The organism is Paracoccus sp. ME4 (assembly GCF_046736325.1).
Classification (GTDB): Bacteria; Pseudomonadota; Alphaproteobacteria; order Rhodobacterales; family Rhodobacteraceae; genus Paracoccus.
Genome location: NZ_CP151276.1, coordinates 1,767,352 through 1,789,902 on the forward strand (window position 1 = coordinate 1,767,352; position 22,551 = coordinate 1,789,902).

Annotated in this window: 17 protein-coding genes; 10 read left to right on the forward strand and 7 right to left on the reverse strand. The window is 71.0% G+C overall.

The features are described 5' to 3' along the window. Positions 1 to 89: 89 nt before the first annotated feature. The 5 genes from AACG61_RS09100 to glmM all read left to right on the forward strand — a co-directional run bounded on the left by AACG61_RS09100 (position 90) and on the right by glmM (position 6,704). On the forward strand, positions 90 to 2,630 hold the full coding sequence (locus AACG61_RS09100) for a putative PEP-binding protein (RefSeq protein WP_411836817.1): 2,541 nt from the start codon (positions 90 to 92) through the stop codon (positions 2,628 to 2,630). Between the two features lie 300 nt (positions 2,631 to 2,930). Then, positions 2,931 to 3,530, forward strand: coding sequence for a cell wall hydrolase (locus AACG61_RS09105; RefSeq protein WP_411836818.1), 600 nt, complete (start codon positions 2,931 to 2,933; stop codon positions 3,528 to 3,530). Between the two features lie 47 nt (positions 3,531 to 3,577). Next, positions 3,578 to 4,372 carry a dihydroneopterin aldolase gene (locus AACG61_RS09110; RefSeq protein WP_411836819.1) on the forward strand — a complete coding sequence of 265 codons (795 nt, stop codon included), beginning with the start codon at positions 3,578 to 3,580 and terminating at the stop codon, positions 4,370 to 4,372. Next, entirely contained in the window at positions 4,369 to 5,364 is a 996-nt protein-coding gene (gene folP / locus AACG61_RS09115; protein WP_411836820.1) for a dihydropteroate synthase, read from the forward strand. Before AACG61_RS09110 ends, folP begins: the two co-directional genes overlap by 4 nt. Then, complete coding sequence (gene glmM, locus AACG61_RS09120) at positions 5,361 to 6,704, forward strand: phosphoglucosamine mutase (protein WP_411836821.1); 1,344 nt, start codon at positions 5,361 to 5,363, stop codon at positions 6,702 to 6,704. Before folP ends, glmM begins: the two co-directional genes overlap by 4 nt. Positions 6,705 to 6,768: 64 nt before the next feature. Here the strand turns inward: glmM and AACG61_RS09125 are convergent, their stop codons facing one another. Both AACG61_RS09125 and dksA read right to left on the reverse strand, forming a co-directional pair. Beyond that, positions 6,769 to 7,890, reverse strand: coding sequence for an FAD-dependent oxidoreductase (locus AACG61_RS09125; protein ID WP_411836822.1), 1,122 nt, complete (start codon positions 7,888 to 7,890; stop codon positions 6,769 to 6,771). A gap of 40 nt (positions 7,891 to 7,930) precedes the next feature. Further along, positions 7,931 to 8,353, reverse strand: coding sequence for an RNA polymerase-binding protein DksA (dksA, locus tag AACG61_RS09130; protein WP_411836823.1), 423 nt, complete (start codon positions 8,351 to 8,353; stop codon positions 7,931 to 7,933). A 159-nt stretch (positions 8,354 to 8,512) separates the two neighbouring features. Here dksA and AACG61_RS09135 point away from each other — a divergent pair, with 159 nt between their 5' ends. Both AACG61_RS09135 and AACG61_RS09140 read left to right on the forward strand, forming a co-directional pair. Further along, positions 8,513 to 9,355: an AAA family ATPase gene (locus AACG61_RS09135; RefSeq protein WP_411836824.1), complete on the forward strand. Its 843-nt coding sequence runs from the start codon at positions 8,513 to 8,515 to the stop codon at positions 9,353 to 9,355. A 108-nt stretch (positions 9,356 to 9,463) separates the two neighbouring features. Beyond that, on the forward strand, positions 9,464 to 10,750 hold the full coding sequence (locus AACG61_RS09140) for an O-acetylhomoserine aminocarboxypropyltransferase/cysteine synthase family protein (protein WP_411836825.1): 1,287 nt from the start codon (positions 9,464 to 9,466) through the stop codon (positions 10,748 to 10,750). Between the two features lie 42 nt (positions 10,751 to 10,792). Here AACG61_RS09140 and AACG61_RS09145 read toward each other — a convergent pair whose 3' ends face one another. Further along, positions 10,793 to 11,692, reverse strand: coding sequence for an SIMPL domain-containing protein (locus AACG61_RS09145; RefSeq protein ID WP_411836826.1), 900 nt, complete (start codon positions 11,690 to 11,692; stop codon positions 10,793 to 10,795). 202 nt (positions 11,693 to 11,894) lie between these two features. Between AACG61_RS09145 and AACG61_RS09150 the strand changes: the two genes are divergently transcribed. Continuing rightward, positions 11,895 to 14,798, forward strand: coding sequence for a hypothetical protein (locus AACG61_RS09150; protein WP_411836827.1), 2,904 nt, complete (start codon positions 11,895 to 11,897; stop codon positions 14,796 to 14,798). A gap of 9 nt (positions 14,799 to 14,807) precedes the next feature. On the opposite strand, the gene AACG61_RS09155 is transcribed toward AACG61_RS09150, so the two are convergent. Continuing rightward, positions 14,808 to 15,812, reverse strand: a complete 1,005-nt coding sequence (locus tag AACG61_RS09155) for a TraB/GumN family protein (protein WP_411836828.1) — start codon at positions 15,810 to 15,812, stop codon at positions 14,808 to 14,810. Between the two features lie 199 nt (positions 15,813 to 16,011). On the opposite strand from AACG61_RS09155, the gene AACG61_RS09160 reads away from it, so the two are divergent. After that, a complete protein-coding gene (locus AACG61_RS09160) occupies positions 16,012 to 16,299 on the forward strand; it encodes a co-chaperone GroES (RefSeq protein WP_411836829.1) in 288 nt (95 codons plus the stop codon). 41 nt (positions 16,300 to 16,340) lie between these two features. Continuing rightward, positions 16,341 to 17,981: a chaperonin GroEL gene (gene groL, locus AACG61_RS09165; protein WP_411836830.1), complete on the forward strand. Its 1,641-nt coding sequence runs from the start codon at positions 16,341 to 16,343 to the stop codon at positions 17,979 to 17,981. A gap of 81 nt (positions 17,982 to 18,062) precedes the next feature. Here the strand turns inward: groL and AACG61_RS09170 are convergent, their stop codons facing one another. The 3 genes from AACG61_RS09170 to AACG61_RS09180 form a co-directional block, all read right to left on the reverse strand. Further along, positions 18,063 to 19,583, reverse strand: coding sequence for a Ppx/GppA family phosphatase (locus AACG61_RS09170; protein WP_411836831.1), 1,521 nt, complete (start codon positions 19,581 to 19,583; stop codon positions 18,063 to 18,065). Between the two features lie 68 nt (positions 19,584 to 19,651). Then, positions 19,652 to 21,817 carry an RNA degradosome polyphosphate kinase gene (locus AACG61_RS09175; protein ID WP_411836832.1) on the reverse strand — a complete coding sequence of 722 codons (2,166 nt, stop codon included), beginning with the start codon at positions 21,815 to 21,817 and terminating at the stop codon, positions 19,652 to 19,654. Between the two features lie 28 nt (positions 21,818 to 21,845). Further along, positions 21,846 to 22,550 carry a chromosomal replication initiator DnaA gene (locus AACG61_RS09180; RefSeq protein WP_411836833.1) on the reverse strand — a complete coding sequence of 235 codons (705 nt, stop codon included), beginning with the start codon at positions 22,548 to 22,550 and terminating at the stop codon, positions 21,846 to 21,848. Position 22,551: the final 1 nt, after the last annotated feature.

Consider the following 22,551-nt stretch of genomic DNA (forward strand, 5'->3'; position numbering starts at 1 on the left):
GCCTGCGCCGAGAGGCCGCACGGTTTGTGCTGCGCCGCCGCATATACCGCTTGCGGGCCGGGCGGCGCGGCTCCTAGGATGCCCGTGACATGAGCATCCAGACCCCAGACCTCGCCCAGCAGATCACCCCCTCGGCCCCCATCCGGCGCGAGCTGCACGGCTGGCGCGCCAAATGCCTGCAGCGTCTGGTCCGGATGCAGCTTCCCGTGCCGCCCAGCTTTGCCATCGGCGCGGACACGGTGCGCCTGATCGCGCAAGGCCGCGCCATGCCCGTGGATGCGCTGCGCGCGATCTTTGCGGGCAGCGGGCTGGTCAGCGTGCGCCCGTCGGCGGCGATGCCCGAATGGGGCGGGCCTGGAACGGTGCTGAACGTGGGGGTGAATGCCGACCTGCACGCGCGGCTGGCCGAACAGATCGGGCAGGCCAATGCCGATGCGGTCTATCTGTCCTTCGTGCAGAACTATGCCATCCACATCGCGCGGCTGGACCCCGACCTGTTCAGCCATGACGGCCCCGACGCGCTGTCCCAGGCCCTGCGCTCCTATCAGGCGGAGATGGATCAGCCCTTCCCCCAGGACCCTGCCGAGCAGCTGGCCCAGGTGCTGCGCAGCATGGCGCGGGCCTGGGACGGCCCCACCGCGCGGCTGCTGCGCCAGGCCAAGGGCGCGCCCGCCGACGCCCCCTTGGGCCTGGTGGTGCAGGAGATGGCGCTGGCGCTTGGCCCCGGCATCTGCGGCTCGGGCACGATTCAGTTCATCGACCCCGTCACCGGCACGCCGCGCGTGACGGGCCGCTTCCGCGGCCAGCGCCACGGCCCCACCGTCGGCGCCGGGGCCGAGACGCTGTACCTGACCCGCGACGACCGCGGCCCCTCGCTGGAGGAGACCGCGCCCGAGATCTTCGCCGATCTGGTCCGCTTCGGCATCGCCGCGCGCGAACGCCTGCGCGAGGAGATGCAGATCGAGTTCGTCGTCACCGGCGGCCGCATCAGCGTCATCGACGCGACCCGCGTGGCGCGCGGCAGCCGGGCGGGCGTGCGTATCGCCGTGAGCCTGGCCCGCGACGGCATCATCCCCCCCGAGGAGGCGCTGATGCGGGTCGAGCCGCGCGCGCTGGCCGACCTCCTGCACCATCAGGTCGATCCGCGCGCGCCGCGCGACGTGATCGCGCGCGGCATCGACGCCAGCCCCGGCGCCGCGACCGGCCGCATCGTCTTCACCGCCGCCGCCGCGCAATCGGCCCATGCGCGGGGCGAGCCCTGCATCCTGGTGCGCCGCGAGACCGTCCCCGAGGACATCCGCGGCATGCATGCCTCGGTCGGCGTGCTGACCGAGCGGGGCGGCACCACGAGCCACGCGGCCGTCATCGCGCGCGGTCTGGGCCTGCCCTGCATCGTCGGCGCCAGCGGGCTGAGCATCGACGCCCGCGCTCGCACCTTGCGCGCCGGGGGCCGCGTCCTGACCGAGGGCGACGAGATCACCATCGACGGCAGTTCGGGCGAGGTTCTGGCGGGTGCGGCCGTCCTGCTGCCGCCGGCGCTGGACGACGCCTTCACGCAGCTGATGGACTGGGCCGCGGGCGTGGGGGGGCTTGGCGTGCGCGCCAATGCCGACACGCCCGAGGACGCGGAGACCGCGCGACGCTTTCAGGCGCAGGGCATCGGCCTCTGCCGGACCGAGCACATGTTCTTCGACGCCGAGCGCCTGCCCGCCATGCGCGAGATGATCTTTGCCGACAGCCCCGGCGACCGCCGCCTGTCGCTGGACCGCATCCTGCCCATGCAGCGCCAGGACTTCGCCCGCCTGTTCGAGATCATGGCCGGCCTGCCCGTCACCATCCGCCTGTTCGACCCGCCGCTGCACGAGTTCCTGCCCCATGACCGCGAGGGGCTGCGCGAGCTGGCCGAATCGCTGGACCTGCCGCTGTCGGACGTGACCCGCCGCGTCGAGGCGCTGACCGAGTTCAACCCGATGCTGGGCATGCGGGGGGTGCGCCTCGGCATCACCGTCCCCGAGATCTACGACATGCAGGCCCGCGCGATCTTCGAGGCGACGGTCCAGGCCAGCCGCAAGGGCGATCCGGTCGTCCCCGAGATCATGATCCCGCTGGTCAGCGCCATGCGTGAGGTCGAACTGGTGCGCACCCGCATCGACGCCGTCGCCGCCGCCGTCAGGAACGAGATGCGCGCCGACTTCACCTATCGCCTCGGCGTCATGGTCGAGACGCCGCGCGCCGCCCTGCGCGCGGGCGACATCGCCGCGCATTGCGCCTTCCTGTCCTTCGGCACGAACGACCTGACGCAGATGACCTACGGCCTGTCGCGCGACGACGCGGGACGGTTCATGGGCACCTATGTCGGCCAGGGCGTCTATGCCGAGGACCCGTTCCACGTCCTGGACCAGGACGGCGTCGGAGAGCTGGTCCTGACCGGCGTGCAGCGCGCCCGCGCCCAGGCCCCCGGCATCACCCTGAGCGTCTGCGGAGAGCATGGCGGCAACCCCGAATCCATCGCCTTCTGCCACCTTGCGGGGGTCGATTACGTCTCCTGTTCGCCCTTCCGCGTGCCGGTCGCGCGGCTGGCCGCGGCCCAGTCCGCGATCAGAGGGCGCACGGGCGTGACGGCTGACTGATTCCTCAACCAACGGTTGACGCGCCCGGGCGCCTGTGCCGGTTCCCGCCGGAATCGCGCAAGGGCTGCGGCGGAAACATGCCCAAAAACGCGCTGAACCGCCTCGTTCCCGTCCTCACGGGGATGTGGGATGGTCGGGCCGATCATGAAAAACCTAATCACTTCGTCAGCCCGCCCGGTCTGCGGATGCCTTCGCGGGGCCGGGCCTTAATGCCCCGTCAATGCGGGACCTGTATTAGGACTGACTATGCCCAAGCTGTCTCACCGGCTGGCGCGCCTCTGTTTATGTGCCGCAACAGCCATGCCCCTCTTGTCCACGACTGCCGCCGCAGGGGGGAACGGTTCGCTGTTCTCCGATGACAGCGCGATGTTCTCGACGCTGAAGGCCGCCGCCAACGCGCCCCGCCCGACGCCGCTGTTCTATGCCGACGCCATGCCCGTCGAGCCCGAGATCACCCCCGACACCCCGCCCGAGACGCTGCAGCTGGCCAGCACCCGCAGCCAGCCGGTGTCGCGCGAGGATCTGGAATGCATGGCCGAGGCGCTCTACCACGAGGCCCGCGGCGAGGGCCGCCAAGGCCAGATGGCCGTGGCCGAGGTCATCCTCAACCGCGTGGACAGCGGCGCCTTCCCGCGCACCGTCTGCGGCGTGATCAACCAGCCCAGCCAGTTCAGCTACACCATCGGCGGCGCCAAGCCGATCCGCAACAAGGCCGCCTATCTGCGCGCCATGGACATCGCGGCCGAGGCCCTGTCCGGCGCCCCGCGCCAGCTGACCGGCGGCGCGACCTATTTCCACACGCCCGCCGTCAGCCCCCCCTGGGCCAACCGGTTCCAGCGCACCGTCCAGATCGGGCGGCACATCTTCTATCGCGGCAATCAGCGCGTCGCGTCGAACTGACCAACGCGGGGCTTGCCCGCGCGTCCGATTTGCTGTGAATGGCGGACATGGAACATCCTGACCGCATCTTTCTGCGCGACCACGTCCTCTCGGCCGAGATCGGCGCCTTCCAGTCCGAACGCGGCCATGCGCAGCGGCTGCGCTTCAACCTGACCGTCGATCTGCGCGACACGGTGGCGGGTGCGGGCGATCACGTCGATCTGGTCCTGTCCTATGACGTGCTGACCCAGGCCGTGGAGACCGCGTTGGCCGATCAGCGCTACAACCTGGTCGAGACCCTGGCCGAGCGCATCGCCGCCGAGGTCCTGGCCCATCCCCGCGCCGCCTGCATCGCCGTCACCGTCGAGAAGCTGGACCGCGGTCCCGGCGCGCTTGGGGTCAGCATCCTGCGCCATCGCGGCCGGGTGGCGGCGACCGGCGTCGCGGCGCCCGTGTCGATCCTGCTGCACGCGCCCGGCGCGGCCCTGCCCGAGGGCGCCGTCGTGATCCTGCCGCAGGTCGCGGCCGAGCCGACCGGCGGCCCCCATGCCCGGCGCCTGGCGCTTCTGGCGCTGGACCGGGCGGCCTGGACCCTGGGCGGCGATCTGGCCGTCGAGGTGGCCGAGACGCGGACCGAGCTGGACGCCGCGATCCAGCTGTGCCAACCGGTGATCTGGGCGCCGACCCGCCTGGCCATGGATGCCGAGGCCGCGGGCCAGACCCCGGCCGCGCTGGCCTTCTGGCTGGCCGGCAGGCTGGGCGCGGGGCGCATCGACGTGGCGGGTCCGGCCGCCGATCCGCTGCCCACAGTGCCGGACGGTCTGGACGTGACCGTCGCGCGGGTGGTCCCCGCCACGGCATGAGCAGCGCGCCCCGCGCCTATTTCCGGCCCATCCCGCAGCCCGAGGGCGGGCGCTGGCGGCTGGCGGGCGGCTGGACCGGCTTCACCCTTCTGGAACGGCTGGAACGGGGCCGCACCCCGCAGGTCGTGGACCGCGCCCCCGACGCGGTGATCGCCGCCCTGACCGCACCGCGCCAGCCGCTGCTGGGGCTGACGATGGCGCGGCCGCAGCTGATGGGCATCGTGAACGCGACGCCCGATAGCTTTTCCGACGGTGGCCGCTACGACCCCGTGGCGCAGGCCCGCCGCCTGATCGCCGATGGCGCCGACCTGCTGGACATCGGCGGCGAATCGACCCGCCCCGGCGCGGCCGAGATCGCCGTCCCCGAGGAAATCGCCCGCATCCGCCCGGTGATCGCCGCCGTCCGGGGGGCGCTGCCCCTCTCCATCGACACGCGCAAGGCCGCCGTGGCAGAGGCCGCGCTGGAGGCCGGGGCGGGCATGGTCAACGACGTGTCGGGGCTGGATTTCGACCCCACTTTGGCCGGGCTGGTCGCGGCGCGGGGCGTGCCGCTCTGCGTGATGCATGCGCAGGGCCTGCCCGAGACGATGCAGGACGATCCGCGCTATGGCGACGTGCTGCTGGACGTCTATGACGCGCTGGAGGCGCGGGTCGCGCGGGCCGAGGCGGCGGGCATCCCGCGCGCCGCGATCCTGGTCGATCCGGGCATCGGCTTCGGCAAGACCGAGGCCCACAACCTGGCGATCCTGCGCAGGATATCGTTGTATCACGGGCTGGGATGCCCCATCCTTCTGGGGGTGTCGCGCAAGCGGTTCATCGGACGCATCGGCGGCGCCGAGGCACCCGAGGCCCGCATGCCCGGCACCCTGGCCCTGACGGTCGCCGCCGCGGCCCAGGGCGTCCAGATCCACCGCGTCCATGACGTGGCCCCGCATGCACAGGCGCTGCGCCTCATCGCGGCCCTGAACGAGACCAAAGAGGCAGAGGCATGAGCAGGAAACTTTTCGGCACCGACGGCGTGCGCGGTCGCGCCAACAGCTTTCCGATGACCGCCGAGATGGCGCTGCGCCTTGGTGCCGCCGCCGGCCGCTATTTCCGCCGCGACGGCCGCAACCGGCACCGCGTGGTGATCGGCAAGGACACCCGCCTGTCGGGCTACATGCTGGAGAACGCGCTGACGGCGGGGCTGACCAGCACGGGGATGAACGTCCTGCTGCTGGGACCGGTGCCGACGCCGGCGGTGGGGTTCCTGACCCGCTCGATGCGGGCCGATCTGGGGATCATGATCTCGGCCAGCCACAACCCGGCCGAGGACAACGGCATCAAGTTCTTCGGCCCCGACGGCTTCAAGCTGTCCGACGAGGCCGAGGCCGAGATCGAATCCATCGTCGCGGGCGAATTGCAGCCCGTCCAGCCCGCCGAGATCGGCCGTGCCAAGAGGATCGAGGACGGGCGCGGGCGCTACATGGAATATGCCAAGACGACCTTTCCGGCCGGGCTGCGGCTGGACGGGCTGAAGGTCGTGCTGGATTGCGCCAACGGCGCGGCCTATCGCGCGGCCCCGGACGTGCTGTGGGAGCTGGGCGCGGATGTCATCCCGATCGGGGTCAAGCCGGACGGGTTCAACATCAACGATGGCGTCGGCAGCACCCATCCGCAGGCCTGCGCCGAGGCGGTCCGTGCCCATGGCGCCGATCTGGGCATCAGCCTGGACGGCGATGCCGACCGGGTGGTGATCGTGGACCAGACCGGCCGCGTGGCGGACGGCGATCAGATCATGGCGCTGCTGGCCGGGCGTTGGGCCGAACAGGGTCGCCTGTCGGGCGGCGCGCTGGTCGCGACGGTCATGTCGAACCTGGGGCTGGAGCGGTATCTGGGCACGCGCGGATTGCGGCTGGAGCGGACGCAGGTCGGCGACCGCTATGTGGTCGAGCGCATGCGCGAGGGCGGCTTCAACCTGGGTGGCGAGCAATCGGGCCACATCGTCATGACCGACTATGCCACCACCGGCGACGGGCTGGTCGCGGCGATGCAGGTGCTGGGCGCGATGGCCGAGACCGGGCGCACGGCCAGCGACCTGGTCAGCCAGTTCGAGCCGGTGCCGCAGATGCTGAAGAACGTGCGCTTTGCGGCGGGGGCCGATCCGCTGGCCGCGGAGCCGGTGCGCCGCACGATCGCCGATGCCGAGGCGCGTCTGGCCGGGTCGGGGCGCGTCCTGATCCGCAAGTCCGGGACCGAGCCTCTGATCCGCGTGATGGCCGAGGCCGAGGACGAGACCGTCCTGCGCGAGGTCGTGGACGGCATCGTCGCGGCGGTCGAACGCGCGGCCTGACCTGCGTCCCGCGACGGCCAGGGGGCTATGCGCCCCCCGGACCCCCGGCGTCGCCCCGATGGGCTCAGGGGCGCTGCGCCACCGGATCGAAGTCGTAGAGCCAGTCGAACCGCCCCGGCATGACCGAAGGCGCCAGCCGGTCCGCCACCCGCAGGACGGCATGCGCCCCCACCCGCTTCACGCCGCCCAGGTGATAGTTGCGTGCGTTGCCGTTCGCGGCCTCCACGATGCGCGTCACGCGCGGCTGGCGCAGCGCCTGATAGCGGGCCAGCGCCGCGCCCTGATCCGGGATCGCGTCAAGGCAGGCAGCCAGCGTCCAGGCATCCTCGATCGCCATGCCCGCGCCCTGCGCAAGGAAGGGCAGCGTCGGATGGGCGGCGTCGCCCAGCAGGACCAGCCGGTCGTCATGCCAGCGCGCCGCCACCGGATGACGGAACAGGCCCCAGAGGTTGGTCTCGCGCACCCGGGCCAGCCAGCCGAGCACCGGGCCGCGCATATCGGCGAAAGCCGCGCGCAGGCGGTCCGGGTCGCCCGGATGGGACCAGCCCTCCTCGTGCCAGGCGGCGCGTTCCTCGACGGCCACGATGTTGCGCAGGCCCTGCGGCAGGGGATAGCTGACCAGATGCCGGCCGGGGGCCATGAAGACCTGCGCCTCGGCCGGGCCTCCGGGATCGGGAATGACCGCGCGCCAGGCCGTCTGGCCGGTGAAGAACGGCACCTGCGGCCCGTTCAGCACGGCGCGATGCGCGCTGCGCAGCCCATCGGCGGCGATGCAGAGCCCCTCCTCGGCGGCGCTGCCCTCCACCCCCAGCCGCAGGGTCACCCCGGCGGCCTGCACGGCGTCGGCCAGGAGGGCGATCAGCCGCGGGCGGTGGATCAGCAGGAAGCGGGCGTCGGGACGGTGCGCCAGCAGGTCCATGCGCAGCACCCGCCTGCCCCGCGCATCGTTGAGCTGCACCGCCGCATTGCGGAGCGCGCCACGCTCCAGTGCGGGACCGAGGCCCAGCGCGTCCAGGACCCGCACGGCATTGGCCGAAAGCTGTATGCCCGCCCCGACCTCGCCCAGTGCGGGCGCGCGTTCCAGGACGACGACCCGCGCGCCACGCCGCGCCAGGGCCAGCGCGGCGGTCAGCCCGCCGATGCCCGCGCCGATCACGGTGATGGGACGGTTCGACAGCGCGGTCACGGCAGCCCTCCTGCGATGCGGCGACGGGCCCCGTTGCGGATCAGTCGTCGCGGTGGACCCGCTCCTTGCGCTCGTGGCGCTCCTGCGCCTCCAGCGTCATCGTGGCTATGGGGCGGGCATCCAGGCGGCGCAGGCTGATCGGCTCTCCGGTCATCTCGCAATAGCCGAAATCGCCGGTCTCGATGCGGCGCAGGGCCTGGTCGATCTTGCTGACCAGCTTACGCTGACGGTCGCGCGTGCGCAGTTCCAGCGCGCGGTCGGTCTCCTCGCTGGCGCGGTCGGCCAGGTCGGGCACGCTGCGGGCGCTGTCCTGCAGGCCTTCGAGGGTTTCCGCCGACTGGTCGAGCAATTCCTGCTTCCACGCCTCCAGCTTACGACGGAAATATTCGCGCTGGCGTTCATTCATGAAGGGCTCGTCCTCGGCGGGACGATAGTCCTGGGGCAGGAAGGTCTGGGCTTTCATTACGTCCTCCGGCAGTGCCGGGCGGAGCAAAAATACCGGCACCTTGCGCGCCCCCATAAAGTATGGCGTCCTGCTTGTCACTAGCCTTAAAGGGCGGAAAGGCCTTGGCGGCCCGAACATCCCCCTTTCGCCAAGCGCCTGCACAGAAGGAGAGTTTTCATGCAGTTCACCGGAACGGACCGTTATGTCGCGCCGCCCGATCTGGCGCTGGCGGTCAATGCCGCCGTGACGCTGGAACGCCCGCTTCTGGTGAAGGGAGAGCCGGGCACCGGCAAGACCGAACTGGCCCGTCAGGTCGCGGCCAGCCTGGACATGCCCATCATCGAATGGCACGTGAAATCCACGACCAAGGCGCAGCAGGGCCTTTACGAATATGACGCCGTCAGCCGCCTGCGCGACAGCCAGCTGGGCGATGCGCGGGTCCATGACGTCGGCAACTATATCCGCCGGGGCAAGCTGTGGCAGGCCTTCGCCGCGCCGTCCCGCGTCGTGCTGCTGATCGACGAGGTGGACAAGGCCGACATCGAGTTTCCCAACGACCTGCTGCAGGAGTTGGACCGGATGGAGTTCCACGTCTACGAGACCGGAGAGACCGTCCGCGCCACGCACCGCCCCGTGGTCATCATCACCTCGAACAACGAGAAGGAGCTGCCGGACGCCTTCCTGCGCCGCTGCTTCTTCCACTACATTCGTTTCCCCGATGCGCAGACGCTGAAGGCCATCGTCGCGGTGCACCATCCGGGGCTGAAGCCGCGCCTGCTGGAGACGGCCCTGTCGCAGTTCCTGGAGCTGCGCGAGGCGCCGGGGCTGAAGAAGAAACCCTCGACCAGCGAGTTCCTGGACTGGCTGAAGCTGATCCTGGCGGATGACCTGTCCCCCGAGGACCTGGCCCGCGACCCCGGCACCATGCTGCCCCGTCTGCACGGCGCGCTGCTGAAGAACGAACAGGACGTGGCCCTGTTCGAGAAGCTGGCCTTCATGGCGCGCCGTCAGGGCCGCTGAGAGAAGGCGCCTGCTGTCCGGACGCGCGAAAGGCGAAACCCTTTCCCGGTTGTGAGCGCCCGCACCGGCGGATTACCCTTCGCCGGTCATCACCAAGGGGGGACCAGCATGACCGACGCACAGGGCTTTGACACGATGGCGATCCATGCCGGATCTCAGGCCGATCCGGCGACCGGCGCGCGTCAGGTGCCGATCTATCAGACGACGGCCTATGCCTTCCGCGACGCCGATCACGCGGCGCGGCTCTTCAACCTGCAGGAAGTGGGATACATCTACTCCCGCCTGACCAACCCGACGGTGGCGGCGCTGCAGGCCCGCATCGCGGCGCTGGAGGGGGGCGCGGGGGCGGTCTGCTGCTCATCGGGCCACGCAGCGCAGATCATGGCGCTGTTCCCGCTGATGGCGCCGGGGCGCAACATCGTGGCCTCGACCCGGCTCTATGGCGGGACGGTCACGCAGTTCAGTCATACGATCCGCCGCTTCGGCTGGTCGGTGAAGTTCGTCGACATGGACGATGCCGAGGCGCTGCGCGCGGCGATCGACGCGGATACGCGGGCGGTCTTCTGCGAATCGATCAGCAATCCCGGCGGCTACGTCACCGACATTCCCGCCGTCGCGGCGGTGGCCGATGCGGCGGGGGTGCCGCTGATCGTGGACAACACCCTGGCCACCCCCTATCTGTGCCGCCCCATCGAGATGGGCGCGACCCTGGTCGTGCACAGCCTGACGAAGTACATGACCGGCAACGGCACCGTCACGGGCGGCGTCGTGGTGGACAGCGGCCGCTTCGACTGGTCGGCCAGCGACAAGTTTCCCAGCCTGTCGGCCCCCGAGCCCGCCTATCACGGCATGGTCTTCCATCAGACCTTCGGCGACATGGCCTTCACCTTCCACGGCATCGCGGTGGGGCTGCGCGATCTGGGTATGACCATGAACCCCCAGGGCGCGCATTACACGCTGATGGGGATCGAGACCCTGCCCCTGCGCATGGCCCGCCATGTCGAGAACGCGCGGAAGGTCGCCGCCTGGCTGGAGGCCGATCCGCGGGTCGAGCGGGTGACCTATGCCGGGCTGGACAGCTCTCCGTGGAACGCGACGGCGCGCAGGCTCTATCCCAAGGGGACGGGGGCGCTGTTCACCTTCGCGATCAAGGGCGGCTATGAGGCGGCGGTGCGGCTGGTCGACGCGCTGAAGCTCTTCAGCCATGTGGCCAATCTGGGCGATGCGCGATCGCTGGTGATCCACTCGGCCTCGACCACGCACCGGCAGCTGACGGAGGAGCAGCAGCGCGCCGCCGGGGCCGCCCCCGAGGTCGTGCGCCTGTCGGTCGGCATCGAGGATGCGGACGACCTGATCGCTGACCTGGACCAGGCGCTGGCGCAGGCCACCGCCTGAAGGGCGCGCGGGCCGGGGTCGTCCCGGCCCGCGCGCGTCGCGTCAGTTGGCGGGCGCTTCGGGCAGCGGCTCGACGATGCCGGGAACGATCGGCTCGTCCGGCGCGGGAGCGCCGTCGCCGGGCATCGGCGGATGGACCGGCTTGCCCTCCGGACCACCATCGGGGCCGCCGTGATGACCGCGATGGCCCATCGGGGCGCAGGCGCCCTCGCCGGCCAGGGCGTACTCGATCTCGACCTGGGCCGACATCTGCACCTGACCGGGCTGGACAGGCACGCTGTCGGCCATGGCGGCCTCCATGCGCATCATCGGCGCCGGGGCGCCACCGCCGGTCTGGATGTCGCGCAGGGTCAGCACGGGACCCAGATCGACGCCTGCCGCCTCGGCCAGCAGCTCGGCCTTGCGGCGCGCATCGGCGACCGCCTGCCCGCGCGCCTCGTCCAGCGCGCCCGCGCCGTCCTCGCGGCTGAAGCTGATGCCGCCGATCTCGTTCGCGCCCGCCGACACGATCGCGTCCAGCACCTCGCCAAGGCGCGCCAGGTCGGCGACGCGCACGGCCACGGTGTTCGTCGCCTGATAGCCGGTGACGGTCGGGGCCTGGTTCTCGCCGTACTGCATCAGCGGATTCAGATTCAGCCCGGAGGTCTGGATATCGGCCTCGGCGATGCCCGCGCCGGTCAGCGCGTCGATCACGGCCTGCTGCTGGGTGCTGTTCTGCTCCATGGCGGCGGCGGCGCTGTCGGCCTGGGTGGTGACGCCCAGCTGGATGGTCGCCATGTCGGGGGCGATGCGGGACTGGCCCTCGCCGGTGACGATAAGGCGCGAGGGTCCGGCCGGGCCGCAGGCCATGGGGGCCGCCAGCACGGGCCCCGCGCTCAGCGCCGCCAGCGCGGCGGTCAGCGTCAGGCGCCGCATGGCGCGGCCGTTGAAGGTGGGTCGCATCGAAGGATCCTTTCTGATCGCGGTATCCATGCCGCCTTGATGCCCTGCCCCCGGCTTTGTTCCTAGCCCCCGCCGCCCGAAATCCGATCACAGATATGGCAGTTCTTCTTTCAACACTCCACAATTTGGGGTAGTGATGGACGGTGTATAACGACGTCGCGGGGCACGCCCACGCGCCGCACCCCGAGCAGTGAAGACAGCCATGAACCAGCACGCCGCGCCTCCCGAATTCGCCATGAGCTTTACCCAGGAGGCGGTGCAGCTGGAATGCCGCGACGGCCTCGACTGGCAGCCCCTGGGGCAGGCCCGCTTCGCGCGCGGCGACCTGGCCTCGGTGCTGAACGGGCTGCGCCAGCAGGCGGGCGGTCAGATCGGAGAGCTGGACACCGTGCTGGTGATCCCCGACGACCAGATCCTCTACACCGTGCTGACGGTGCCCTTCGGGTCGGACACGGCCGCGACCATCGCCCGCGCGCTGGAGGCGGCCACCCCCTATGGCGCGGATGAGCTGGCCTTCGACTGGTGCCCCGCCGTCAACGGCGACATCGAGACGCTGCGCGTCGCCGCCGTGTCGCGCCGCACCCTGGACGAGGCCGAGGAATTCGCCTGCGCCCAGGGCTTCCGTCCCACGGGCTTCCAGGCGCGTCCGGGCGACGACCGCTTCGACGGCTGCCCCGACTTCGGTCCCTCGCGGCTGGCGCAGGAGCGGTTCAACCGCCGCCCCTTCAGCGGACCCGACCTCAGCCAGGCCCGCGTGCTGGCCCCCGTGATCGACGCGCCTGCCGCGGACGCCCCGCAGGCGGAGGCCCCGGCCGTCGTCGCGCCGGTGCCCGTGCCGATCCCCGCGACCGTCATCTCGCGCATCACGCCGCATGTGGTGGTGACAGCCGCCCCGTCCGTCGCTCCGGCACCGGCCGATGAGCCGGCGCCCGTCGCGCCCGGCACGGTGATCCGCCACGGCACCACCCCGCCCCTCAGCGCGCGTCGCCTGTCGCCGCGTGCCGAGGCCGTGCACAGCCGCGCCGCCGCCGCCCGCAGCCAGCGCGGTCAAGCGCCCGCACCCGAGGCCGCCAAGGCCCCCGGCCTGATCGAGCGGCTGCGCGACCTGGACCCGGCGCGCCTGCCCGTGATGGTGGGCGGGCTGTCCCTGGCGCTGGTTCTGGCGCTGGTGCTGCTGGGCCGACCCGCGCCCGAAGGCGAGGTGGTGACCGCAGCACCCGCGCCCGAGACGACGCCGCTGCCGGCGCCCGAGGCCGCACCTGCCGCCCCTGCACCCGCGGCCACCGTCGCCGAGACCGCGCCGGAGGCCCTTCCCGCACCCGCGCCGCAGGGTCCGGCGCAGCCCGATGCGCTGGATCTGGCCCTGGCCGAAGCGCTGGCACAGGCCCGTGCCGCCAGCGCCGCGCCCGCGCCCCTGCCTGAACCTGCCGCCGTGGCACCGACTGCGACGCCGGACCAGGCCGCCGCGGCCACGTCGGTCGCCGCATTGACGGCTCCGGTCGCCGCGCCACAGCCTGCGCCCACCGAGACCGCCACCGCTGAAGCCGCGCCTGCCCCCGTGGCCGAGAGCGCCGAAGCGCCCGCGGCGGTTGCACCGGTCGCGCCGGCGCCGCGCCCTGCGGCCACCCCGGCGCCCGTACCCGTGGCCGAGCGGCTGGCCAGCTCGGCCCGTCCGCCGCGCGCGACGCCTGCCGCCGCCGCCGCCCCGGCCGCGCCGGACCGCCAGCCGCAAGTGCCCGCGAACCCGCTGCCCTTCGAGGTCCAGAACCGTCCCACGCCGACGCCGGTCGCCGCCGCGCGCCCGCCGTCGCGCCCGGCCGAGGCGCCCCGCGCCGCCGCCCCTGCCGCACCCGCGCCCGCCGCCGCACCGCAGGCCGCCTCTCCGGCCGCCGCGCCCGCATCGCGCCCGCCCAGTGCGCGCAGTGCCGCGCCCGACACCGCGCAGACCAGCGCGCCCGCACCGCAGCGCCCCGAGGGGCAGGCCGGATCGCGCCCGCCGTCGCGCCCCGAACAGCTGTCGCTTCTGGAGGAGGGCAGCACGCCCGAGGATGACCAGCCGCTGCACCTGACCCTTGCCGAGCGCGATGCGATCCGCGCCCAGCTGCGCGATCTGCGCACCGCGCAGGCCGGAAACGGCGGGCTGAGCCCGGCGGAACGCGGGCTGGTCTTCCAGCTGGCCGATGCCCGTCCGACGCGCAAGCCCGTCTCGGTCCGCGCCCCGTCGCAGAGCGCGGTCGAGGCCGCGGTCGCCGAGGCGGTCAGCAGCCCCCGCCCCACCGCGCGCGCCAGCCTGGCGGCCCCCGTCACGCAACCTGCCGTCGCCAGCGCGCCCACGGCCGCCCCGGCGGGCGCCATCGCGCGCTCGGCCCGGCCCTTGGCCCGACCGGGCAGCCGCGCCGCCGATCCGGCGGTCGAACAGGCCATCGCCGCGGCGATCGACGCAAGCCCCGCCCGCCCCGGCGCTGTGGGGCTCAGCGCGCTGACTTCATCGGCGATCCCGCCGCGTCGTGCGGGCGGTGCTGCGGTCAATGCGATGGCCGCCGCCGCACCCGTGGCCGCGGCGGCACTGGCCCCCTCGGCCCCCGATCTGCGCGCCGCCGCCGAGGCGCAGTCGGCCGAGGCCGCGATCGCCGAGCAGCGACGCCTGGACGACGAGCTGCAGGCCCAGGCCGAGGCTCGCGCCCGGTCCCACGCCGCCGCCGATGCCCGTGCCGAGGCACAGGCCCGCGCCCAGGCCGAAGCCCGCGCCCGCGCCCAGGCCGAGGCCGAGGCCCGCGCCGCCGCCTCGCGCAACCAGCGCTATCAGCCCCCGGAGGTGGACAGCGAGCCCGAGGTCGTCGCCGCCGTCCCGCAAAGCGCCATCGGCAACGCCGCCGCCAGCGCCACCGTCAAGGACGGCATCCAGCTGAGCAGCACGCAGATCATCGGCACGATCGGCGCGGGCCGCGCCAGCCGCGCGCTGGTGCGCCTGTCGAACGGGCGCGTCCTGACGCTGCGCCTTGGCGACCGCATCAACGGCGGCACGATCAGCGAAATCGGCGACAGCCGCATCACCTATGTCAAGCAGGGCCGCGCCCATGCCCTGGGTGTGCTGAACGGCCAGTAACGCCCGCCGTCACCCGTCCAGGCGGGTGATGGTGAAACCCTGATCCTCCAACAGCGACAGCACCCCCGCCTCTCCGGGCAGGTGCAGCGCGCCGAAGGCCGCGACGATGCCGTCCGGCCCGGCGCGTTTCGCCCCCTGCAGCAGCGGCGCGATCCAGGCGCGGTTGCGGTCGTCCATCAGCCGCGTCCGGACCAGGCTCAGCTGATCGTCCACGGCCTGCCGAGACAGGCCGGAATTCGCATAGGCGTCGAAGCGGCCGAACTCCCAGATGCTCCAGACCTCGCCGCGGAAATAAGCGTCGGTCAGCGTCACCGCGTAATCGTCGGCATAGTGGGCGGCGGGCAGGCCCGCGCGGATCATGTCCAGCTCCTCCTCCGGGCTGAGCCCGGCGAAGAGGCCGAAGATCGTGTCCCACGGCTCCAGCGACCGGACCGGGACACCCGCCGCCTGCGCCTCCTGCGCCAGCATGCGATCAAGGCCCTGCTCTCCGCTGCCATCGGCCATGGCGCGGACCATGCAGGGCGACACGCCCAGCATCAGCGCCACGTACCAGGGCCGCATCCGCGCCGCGATGACGCCGGGCGTGCCACGGTCGGACATGGCCTGAGCCAGCGCGTCCCATTCCGCGGGCGCCAGCCGCTCGGGCAGCGTGGGGCCGTCGGGATCGACCATCAGCGTGGGATCGGCGGCCAGGGCCTTGGCCAGGCGATCCTCATCCGCAGGCGCGGCCTCGACGAACAGCGCATCGGCTGCGGCCAGCGCGGGGGCCACCCGGTCCAGCGTCGCCTGATGCCGCGGATCGGGGAAATGATAGGTGCCGATCAGGGTGATGCGCTGATCGCCGCGCTCGGCCTGAAACAGCAGCCCCTCGTGATAGGGCACGGCCTCGCTGGCGGCGCGGATCGCGGCGGCCCGCTCGGGCGGCAGCGCGGCCATGAGGTCGCGTCCGGTGCAGGCCGCAAGGGCCGACTGGCCGGAGAGGGCAAGAAGGGCGGCAGCGATCAGCAGGCGCATCTGGGTCCTTTCGACGGGGGTCGGGGCGGCGCACAGGCTGACATATCGGGGGCGCGCGAACCAGTGCCGACGGTCGCGGAACGCACGTCGACCCCGTTGACAGGCGGTCGCACCCGTCCTATCTCTCCCCCATTGGCACTCGCATCCGGTGAGTGCCAACAGTGCAACACTGCAACCTGAAACATCGGAGTGTTCGACAATGGCATTCAAACCGCTGCATGACCGTGTGCTGGTCCGCCGCGTCCAGTCGGAAGAAAAGACCAAGGGCGGTCTGATCATCCCCGACAACGCCAAGGAGAAGCCCGCCGAGGGCGAGATCATCTCGGTCGGCGAAGGCGCGCGCAAGGATTCCGGCGAGCTGATCGCGCCGTCCGTCAAGACCGGCGACCGCGTGCTGTTCGGCAAGTGGTCGGGCACCGAGGTGACCGTCGACGGCGAAGAGCTGCTGATCATGAAGGAAAGCGACATCTTGGGCGTTCTGGCCTGATCGTCGATCCCTTTCCTCAACACTGAATTCAGGAGAATTAAATGGCTGCGAAAGAAGTCAAGTTCAGCACGGACGCCCGCGACCGCATGCTGAAAGGCGTCAACATCCTGGCCGATGCGGTCAAGGTGACGCTCGGCCCCAAAGGCCGCAACGTGGTGATCGACAAGTCCTTCGGTGCGCCCCGCATCACCAAGGACGGCGTCTCGGTCGCGAAAGAGATCGAGCTGTCCGACAAGTTCGAGAACATGGGCGCCCAGATGGTCCGCGAAGTCGCTTCGCGCACCAACGATGAGGCCGGCGACGGCACCACCACCGCCACCGTCCTGGCTCAGGCCATCGTCAAGGAAGGCATGAAGGCGGTCGCCGCCGGCATGAACCCGATGGACCTGAAGCGCGGCATCGACCTGGCCACCTCGAAGGTCGTCGAGGCCATCAAGGCCGCCTCGCGCCCGGTGAACGACAGCGACGAAGTCGCTCAGGTCGGCACCATCTCGGCCAACGGCGAAGCCTCGATCGGCCGTCAGATCGCCGACGCGATGCAGAAGGTCGGCAACGAGGGTGTCATCACCGTCGAAGAGAACAAGGGGATGGAGACCGAGGTCGAAGTCGTCGAAGGCATGCAGTTCGACCGCGGCTATCTCTCGCCCTACTTCGTCACCAATCCCGACAAGATGATCGCGGATCTGGAAGACGCCTACATCCTGCTGCACGAGAAGAAGCTGTCGTCGCTGCAGCCGATGGTTCCGCTGCTGGAAGCCGTGATCCAGTCGGGCAAGCCCCTCGTCATCGTGGCCGAGGATGTCGAAGGCGAGGCCCTGGCCACGCTGGTCGTCAACAAGCTGCGCGGCGGTCTGAAGATCGCGGCCGTCAAGGCACCGGGCTTCGGCGATCGCCGCAAGGCCATGCTGCAGGACATCGCCATCCTGACCGGCGGTCAGGTGATCAGCGAAGATCTGGGCATGAAGCTGGAGAATGTCGGCATCGACATGCTGGGCCGCGCCAAGAAGGTTACGATCAACAAGGACAACACCACCATCGTCGATGGCGCCGGTGACAAGCCCGAGATCGAGGCCCGCGTCGCTCAGATCCGTCAGCAGATCGAGGAGACCACCTCGGACTATGACAAGGAGAAGCTGCAGGAGCGCGTGGCCAAGCTGGCCGGCGGTGTTGCCGTGATCCGCGTCGGCGGCATGTCGGAAATCGAAGTGAAAGAGCGCAAGGACCGCGTCGACGACGCCCTGAACGCGACCCGTGCGGCCGTCCAGGAAGGCGTGGTCGTCGGTGGCGGCGTGGCCTTGGTGCAGGGTGGCAAGGTGCTGGAAGGTCTGGAAGGCGCGAACAGCGACCAGAACGCCGGCATCGCCATCGTGCGCCGCGCGCTGGAAGCTCCGATGCGCCAGATCGCCGAGAACGCGGGCGTCGACGGCGCCGTCGTGGCCGGCAAGGTCCGCGAATCGACCGACAAGGCCTTCGGCTTCAACGCCCAGACCGAGGAATATGGCGACATGTTCAAGTTCGGCGTGATCGACCCCGCGAAGGTCGTCCGCACCGCGCTGGAGGACGCCTCCTCGGTGGCCGGTCTGCTGATCACGACCGAAGCCATGATCGCCGAGAAGCCCGAGCCCAAGGGCGCGGCCGGCGGCGGCATGCCCGACATGGGCGGCATGGGCGGGATGATGTAATCATCCCCCTCTGCCATCCGGCGGAAACGGAAAAGGGCGCCCCGATCGGGCGCCCTTTTTCATGGCCGGTCGGCGTGACGCTCAGCGCGTGACGCCCTGCACGCCCATCGACTTGCACAGTGACAGAAAGCGCGATTCGGCCACCTCGCCCATCAGGCGGCGGCCCGTGGCGGTCAGGCGCAGCTCCAGCGTGTCGTCCCTCAGCCGCAGGCTGGCCGCGTCCGACGGATCGTCGATGGCGAACATCGCGCCAAAGCGCATGGCCTTGCCCAGGATCTCCGCATCGCGGATCTGCGCCTCGTCCAGCAGCGCGAAAAGCGGCGCCATGTGCGACTCTGCGCGGCTGTTCTTGTAGCGGTGCAGCAGCGCCAGCCCCAGAAAGACCCGTTCGGGATGGCTCAGCGCCGCCATGTTGGCGCGGGTGACGTTGTCGAAGCACGCCTCGGCCCGGTAATCGGGATGCGCGCGCCAGGCGGTGTCGTGAAGCAGGCAGGCGGCGCGGACCAGGCGCTCGCGCTCGGGCGGCATGTCCGGGAACAGAGGCGCCAGGAACTGGAACAGCTTCTTGCCGAAGCCCGGCAACCGCGCCATCTGCTTCTCGGTGAAGCGCGCGGCCTCCAAGAGCGGGTCGCGACGGCGCAGCGTGTCGGACATGTGCTCATAGAGCAGGCCCTCGCGGATGCCATAGCTGGAGACGGCCAGCTCCTTGGGGCGGAACACCTCGATCATCTGCGACAGGACCTTGGCGGCCAGCGGCACAAGCTCGATCCGCGAGGCGGAGATGCCGACCTTGGAGCGCAGGCTGCCCAGGTCGTGGCGCTCGATCCAGCCGATCGTGTCCGACAGCGACTGCGGCGTCATGCGGTATTCGTGCAGCACCGTCATGGGATAGCCGGTCCGCTCCATGTCCAGCCGCGCCAGCGCCCGCCACGACCCGCCGACCAGATAGATGCGTTCGTGGTCGGTGCCGACCTGTTCGGCCAGACGGTCCAGTACGGTCGCGACATGCGTGCGCAGCCCCTCGGGCGGCACCTGCTGCAGGCGGAACGGGCCCAGCTGCGACGAGACGCGCCGCCCGACCTTGCCATTCGCCACCTCGGCCAACTCCATGGAGTTGCCGCCGATGTCGCAGACCAGCCCGCGCGCATCGGGCCATCCCAGCAGCACGCCCTGGGCGGACAGCCGGGCCTCCTCCTCGCCGTCGATGATGTGCAGCTTGAGACCGGTCTCCTTCTCGACGCGGGCCTGGAAGGCGGGGCCGTCCTCGGCCTCGCGCATGGCGGCGGTGGCGACGCAGGTCAGCGGCTCGATGTCCATGCTGCGCGCCAGGGCGGCAAAGCGCGCCAGCGCGGAAAAGCCCCGCTCGATCCCCTTGGGGTTCAGCCGGCCCGTGCGTGCCATGTCCTGGCCCAGACCGGCCATGACCTTCTCGTTGTAGAAATAGGCGGGCGATCGCGCGGCCCCGTCGAAGACCACCAGTCGGATCGAGTTCGACCCCACGTCGACCACGCCGATGCGTTTCAGCGCCCGCTTGGGCAGCTTGCGGAAGGTGTTGCCGAATGGCTCGATCGTCTGTCCGGTGGTGGTTCGCACGCCGTTCATCCTTGCGCCCTTCCTTGCTGTCGGTTCGCCGTCTCGGGCCGGTGTCTTGGCCCGGCGGGGCCTGCGGGTCAATCCGCCGAATGGGTCAGGGCCGGAACGTCACGCGCCCCCGCCGTGCCCCGGCCCGACAGGGACGGGTTCTCCATGAAGAAGCGGTGACAGTTGAACAGGTCGTCGCGCCCTTCGGGAAGGTAACGCAGATAGCGGCCATCCGGCTGCAACAGCCAGCTCTGTGCCTCGTCGGCCATGTTCGCGGCCATCACCTGGTTCACGATCTGCGCCTTGACGGTGTCGTTCACGCATTCGACCAGCGTCTCGACCCGGCGGTTCAGGTTGCGGTCCATCCAGTCGGCCGAGCTGATGAAGACCCGCGCCTTGGCCGACGGCAGCCCGTGACCCGAGCCGAAGCAGACGATGCGACTGTGCTCCAGGTATCGCCCGACGATGGACTTCACGCGAATGTTCTCCGACAAGCCCTTGATGCCCGGCCTTATTCCGCAGATGCCGCGAATCACCAGGCTGATGCGCACCCCCGCCGCGCTGGCCGCATAGAGGGCCTCGATGACATCGATCTCGATCAGCGAGTTCATCTTGGCCCAGATGGCCGCGGGACGGCCCTGGCGGGCATATTCCGCCTCGCGCCCGATCAGGTCGATCAACCGCGACTTCAGGTCGATGGGAGAGATCGACAGGTTCTCGAGGCCTGCGGGCTGCACGTAGCCGGACAGATAGTTGAAGACCTTGGTCGCGTCGCGCCCCAGGGCCGGATTGCAGGTGAACAGCGACAGGTCGGTATAGATGCGCGCGGTGATCGGGTGATAGTTGCCGGTTCCGTAATGGGTGTAGGTCACCAGCCCGTCGCCCTCGCGCCGCACGATGGTGCTGATCTTGGCGTGCGTCTTGTAGTTCACGAAGCCGTAGACGACATGCGCGCCCGACCGCTCCAGCCGGCGCGACTGGCGGATGTTGGCGGCCTCGTCGAAGCGGGCCTTCAGCTCGACCAGCGCGGTCACCGACTTGCCGGCCTCGGCCGCCTCGCAGAGCGCGTCCACGATGGGGCTGTCGCGGCTGGTGCGATAGAGCGTCTGCTTGATCGCCAGCACGTCCGGGTCGCGCGCCGCCTGCGCCAGATAGCGCACCACCATGTCGAAGGTCTCGTAGGGGTGATGCAGCAGCATGTCCTTCTGGCGGATGGCCGCGAACATGTCGCCGTCATGGTCCTGCACCCGTTCGGGCACGCGCGGCGTGAAGGAGGGCCACAGCAGGTCGCGGCGATCGTCCAGCACCAGCTCCTTCAGGTCGGCCATGCCCAGCAGGCCCTCGACCTCGATGACCTCGTCGGGGCCGACCTCCAGCTCCTCCATGATCAGGCGGCGCAGGCGGTCGGGGGCGCCGGCGGTGATCTTCAGCCGGATGACGCTGCCGCGGCGGCGGCGCTTCAGCGCGGTCTCGAACTCGCGCACCAGGTCCTCGGCCTCCTCCTCGACCTCCAGGTCGCTGTCGCGCAGCACGCGGAAGCTGCAATGGCCGGTGTCGCGATAGCCCGGAAACAGGCTGGAGAGATGCATCAGCAGCAGGTCCTCCAGCCTCAGGAACCGCTGCCCGCCCGGCAGGGGCACGAAGCGCGGCAGCTGCGCCGGGATCGGCAGCAGCGCCTGCATCCGGCGGCCGTCGGTCTCGCGCGCCAGCTCCAGCGCCAGCGAGAAGCCGGTGTTCGGGATGAAGGGGAACGGGTGCGCCGGGTCGATGGCCAAAGGCGAGAGGACCGGAAAGACCCGGTTCTGGAAGTGGTCGTTCAGGAACTCCTCCTCGGCGCGCGTCAGGCGCTGTCGCGAGAGGATGCAGATGCCTGCCTGCTCCATCTCGCGGCGCAGCGTGTTCCAGACGCCCTGCTGGGCGCCCATCAGGCGGCGCGCATCGGCGTTGATCAGGGCCAGCTGCTCGGCCGGGGACAGCCCGTCATCCGAGGGCGTGGTGCTGCCCTCGCGCACCAGCTCGCGCAGGCCCGCGACGCGCACGGTGTAGAACTCGTCCAGGTTGGTCGCGCTGATCGAGACGAAGCGCAGCCGCTCCAGCAGCGGCACGCGGGGGTTGCGCGCCTCGTCCAGCACGCGCCAGTTGAAGGACAGCCAGGACAGCTCGCGGTTGAAGAAGCGCGCAGGCCCTTCGGGGGTGCCCCCGGGCAGGTCCTTGGGTTCGGGAAAGGGGGTGCGAAGGAAATCGGCTTGGGTCATGATCGTCCGGCGGCTGGCGTGGCCCCGATCATGCGTCAGCCTCGGATAGCTTGTCCAGAAGCTCGGCCGCGATGCGCCGCGTGACCGGCCCCTTCTCGGCCATGGCGGCGGCGTCCATCTCGGCGACCAGGCGGCGGGCCAGGCCCAGATCGCGGTCCATGCGCAGCACCAGCCAGTCGATCAGCCCGGCCGGCACGGCCAGCTGACGATCCGCGAACAGCTTGACCAGCACCGCGGCCAGCAGGGCCTCGTCGGGCGGGCCCAGCCGCACCTGCGGCATCGCATCCATGCGCGAGCGCAGATCGGGCAGCACCAGGCCCCAGTCGCGCGGCGGCGTCCGCGCGGTCAGCAGCAGCAGGCAGTCGCGCGGCCCGCAGAGGTTCCACAGGTGGAACAGCGCCTGTTCGGCCCCCGCCGCAAAGCCCGCATGATCGGCATCCTCGACCACCACCGCACCCCCTTCGGCCGCCAGCAGGTCGGCCGCATCGGGCCGCAGCGCCGAGGCGCTGATGCGCCGCGCGCCGTTCTCGGCCGCCCAGAAGGCCGCCAGATGCGACTTGCCCGCCCCCTCCGGCCCGATCAGCAGCATCCGCCCCGACGGCCAGTCCTGCGGCCGGTCCAGCACCCGCAGCGCGTCGGCATTGGCGGGCGCGGGCAGGAAATCGGCGCGCGCATGCGCCGGAGGCGTCGTCAGGTCCAGGGTCAGCTGCCGGGCGGACGGGAACGGGGTCACG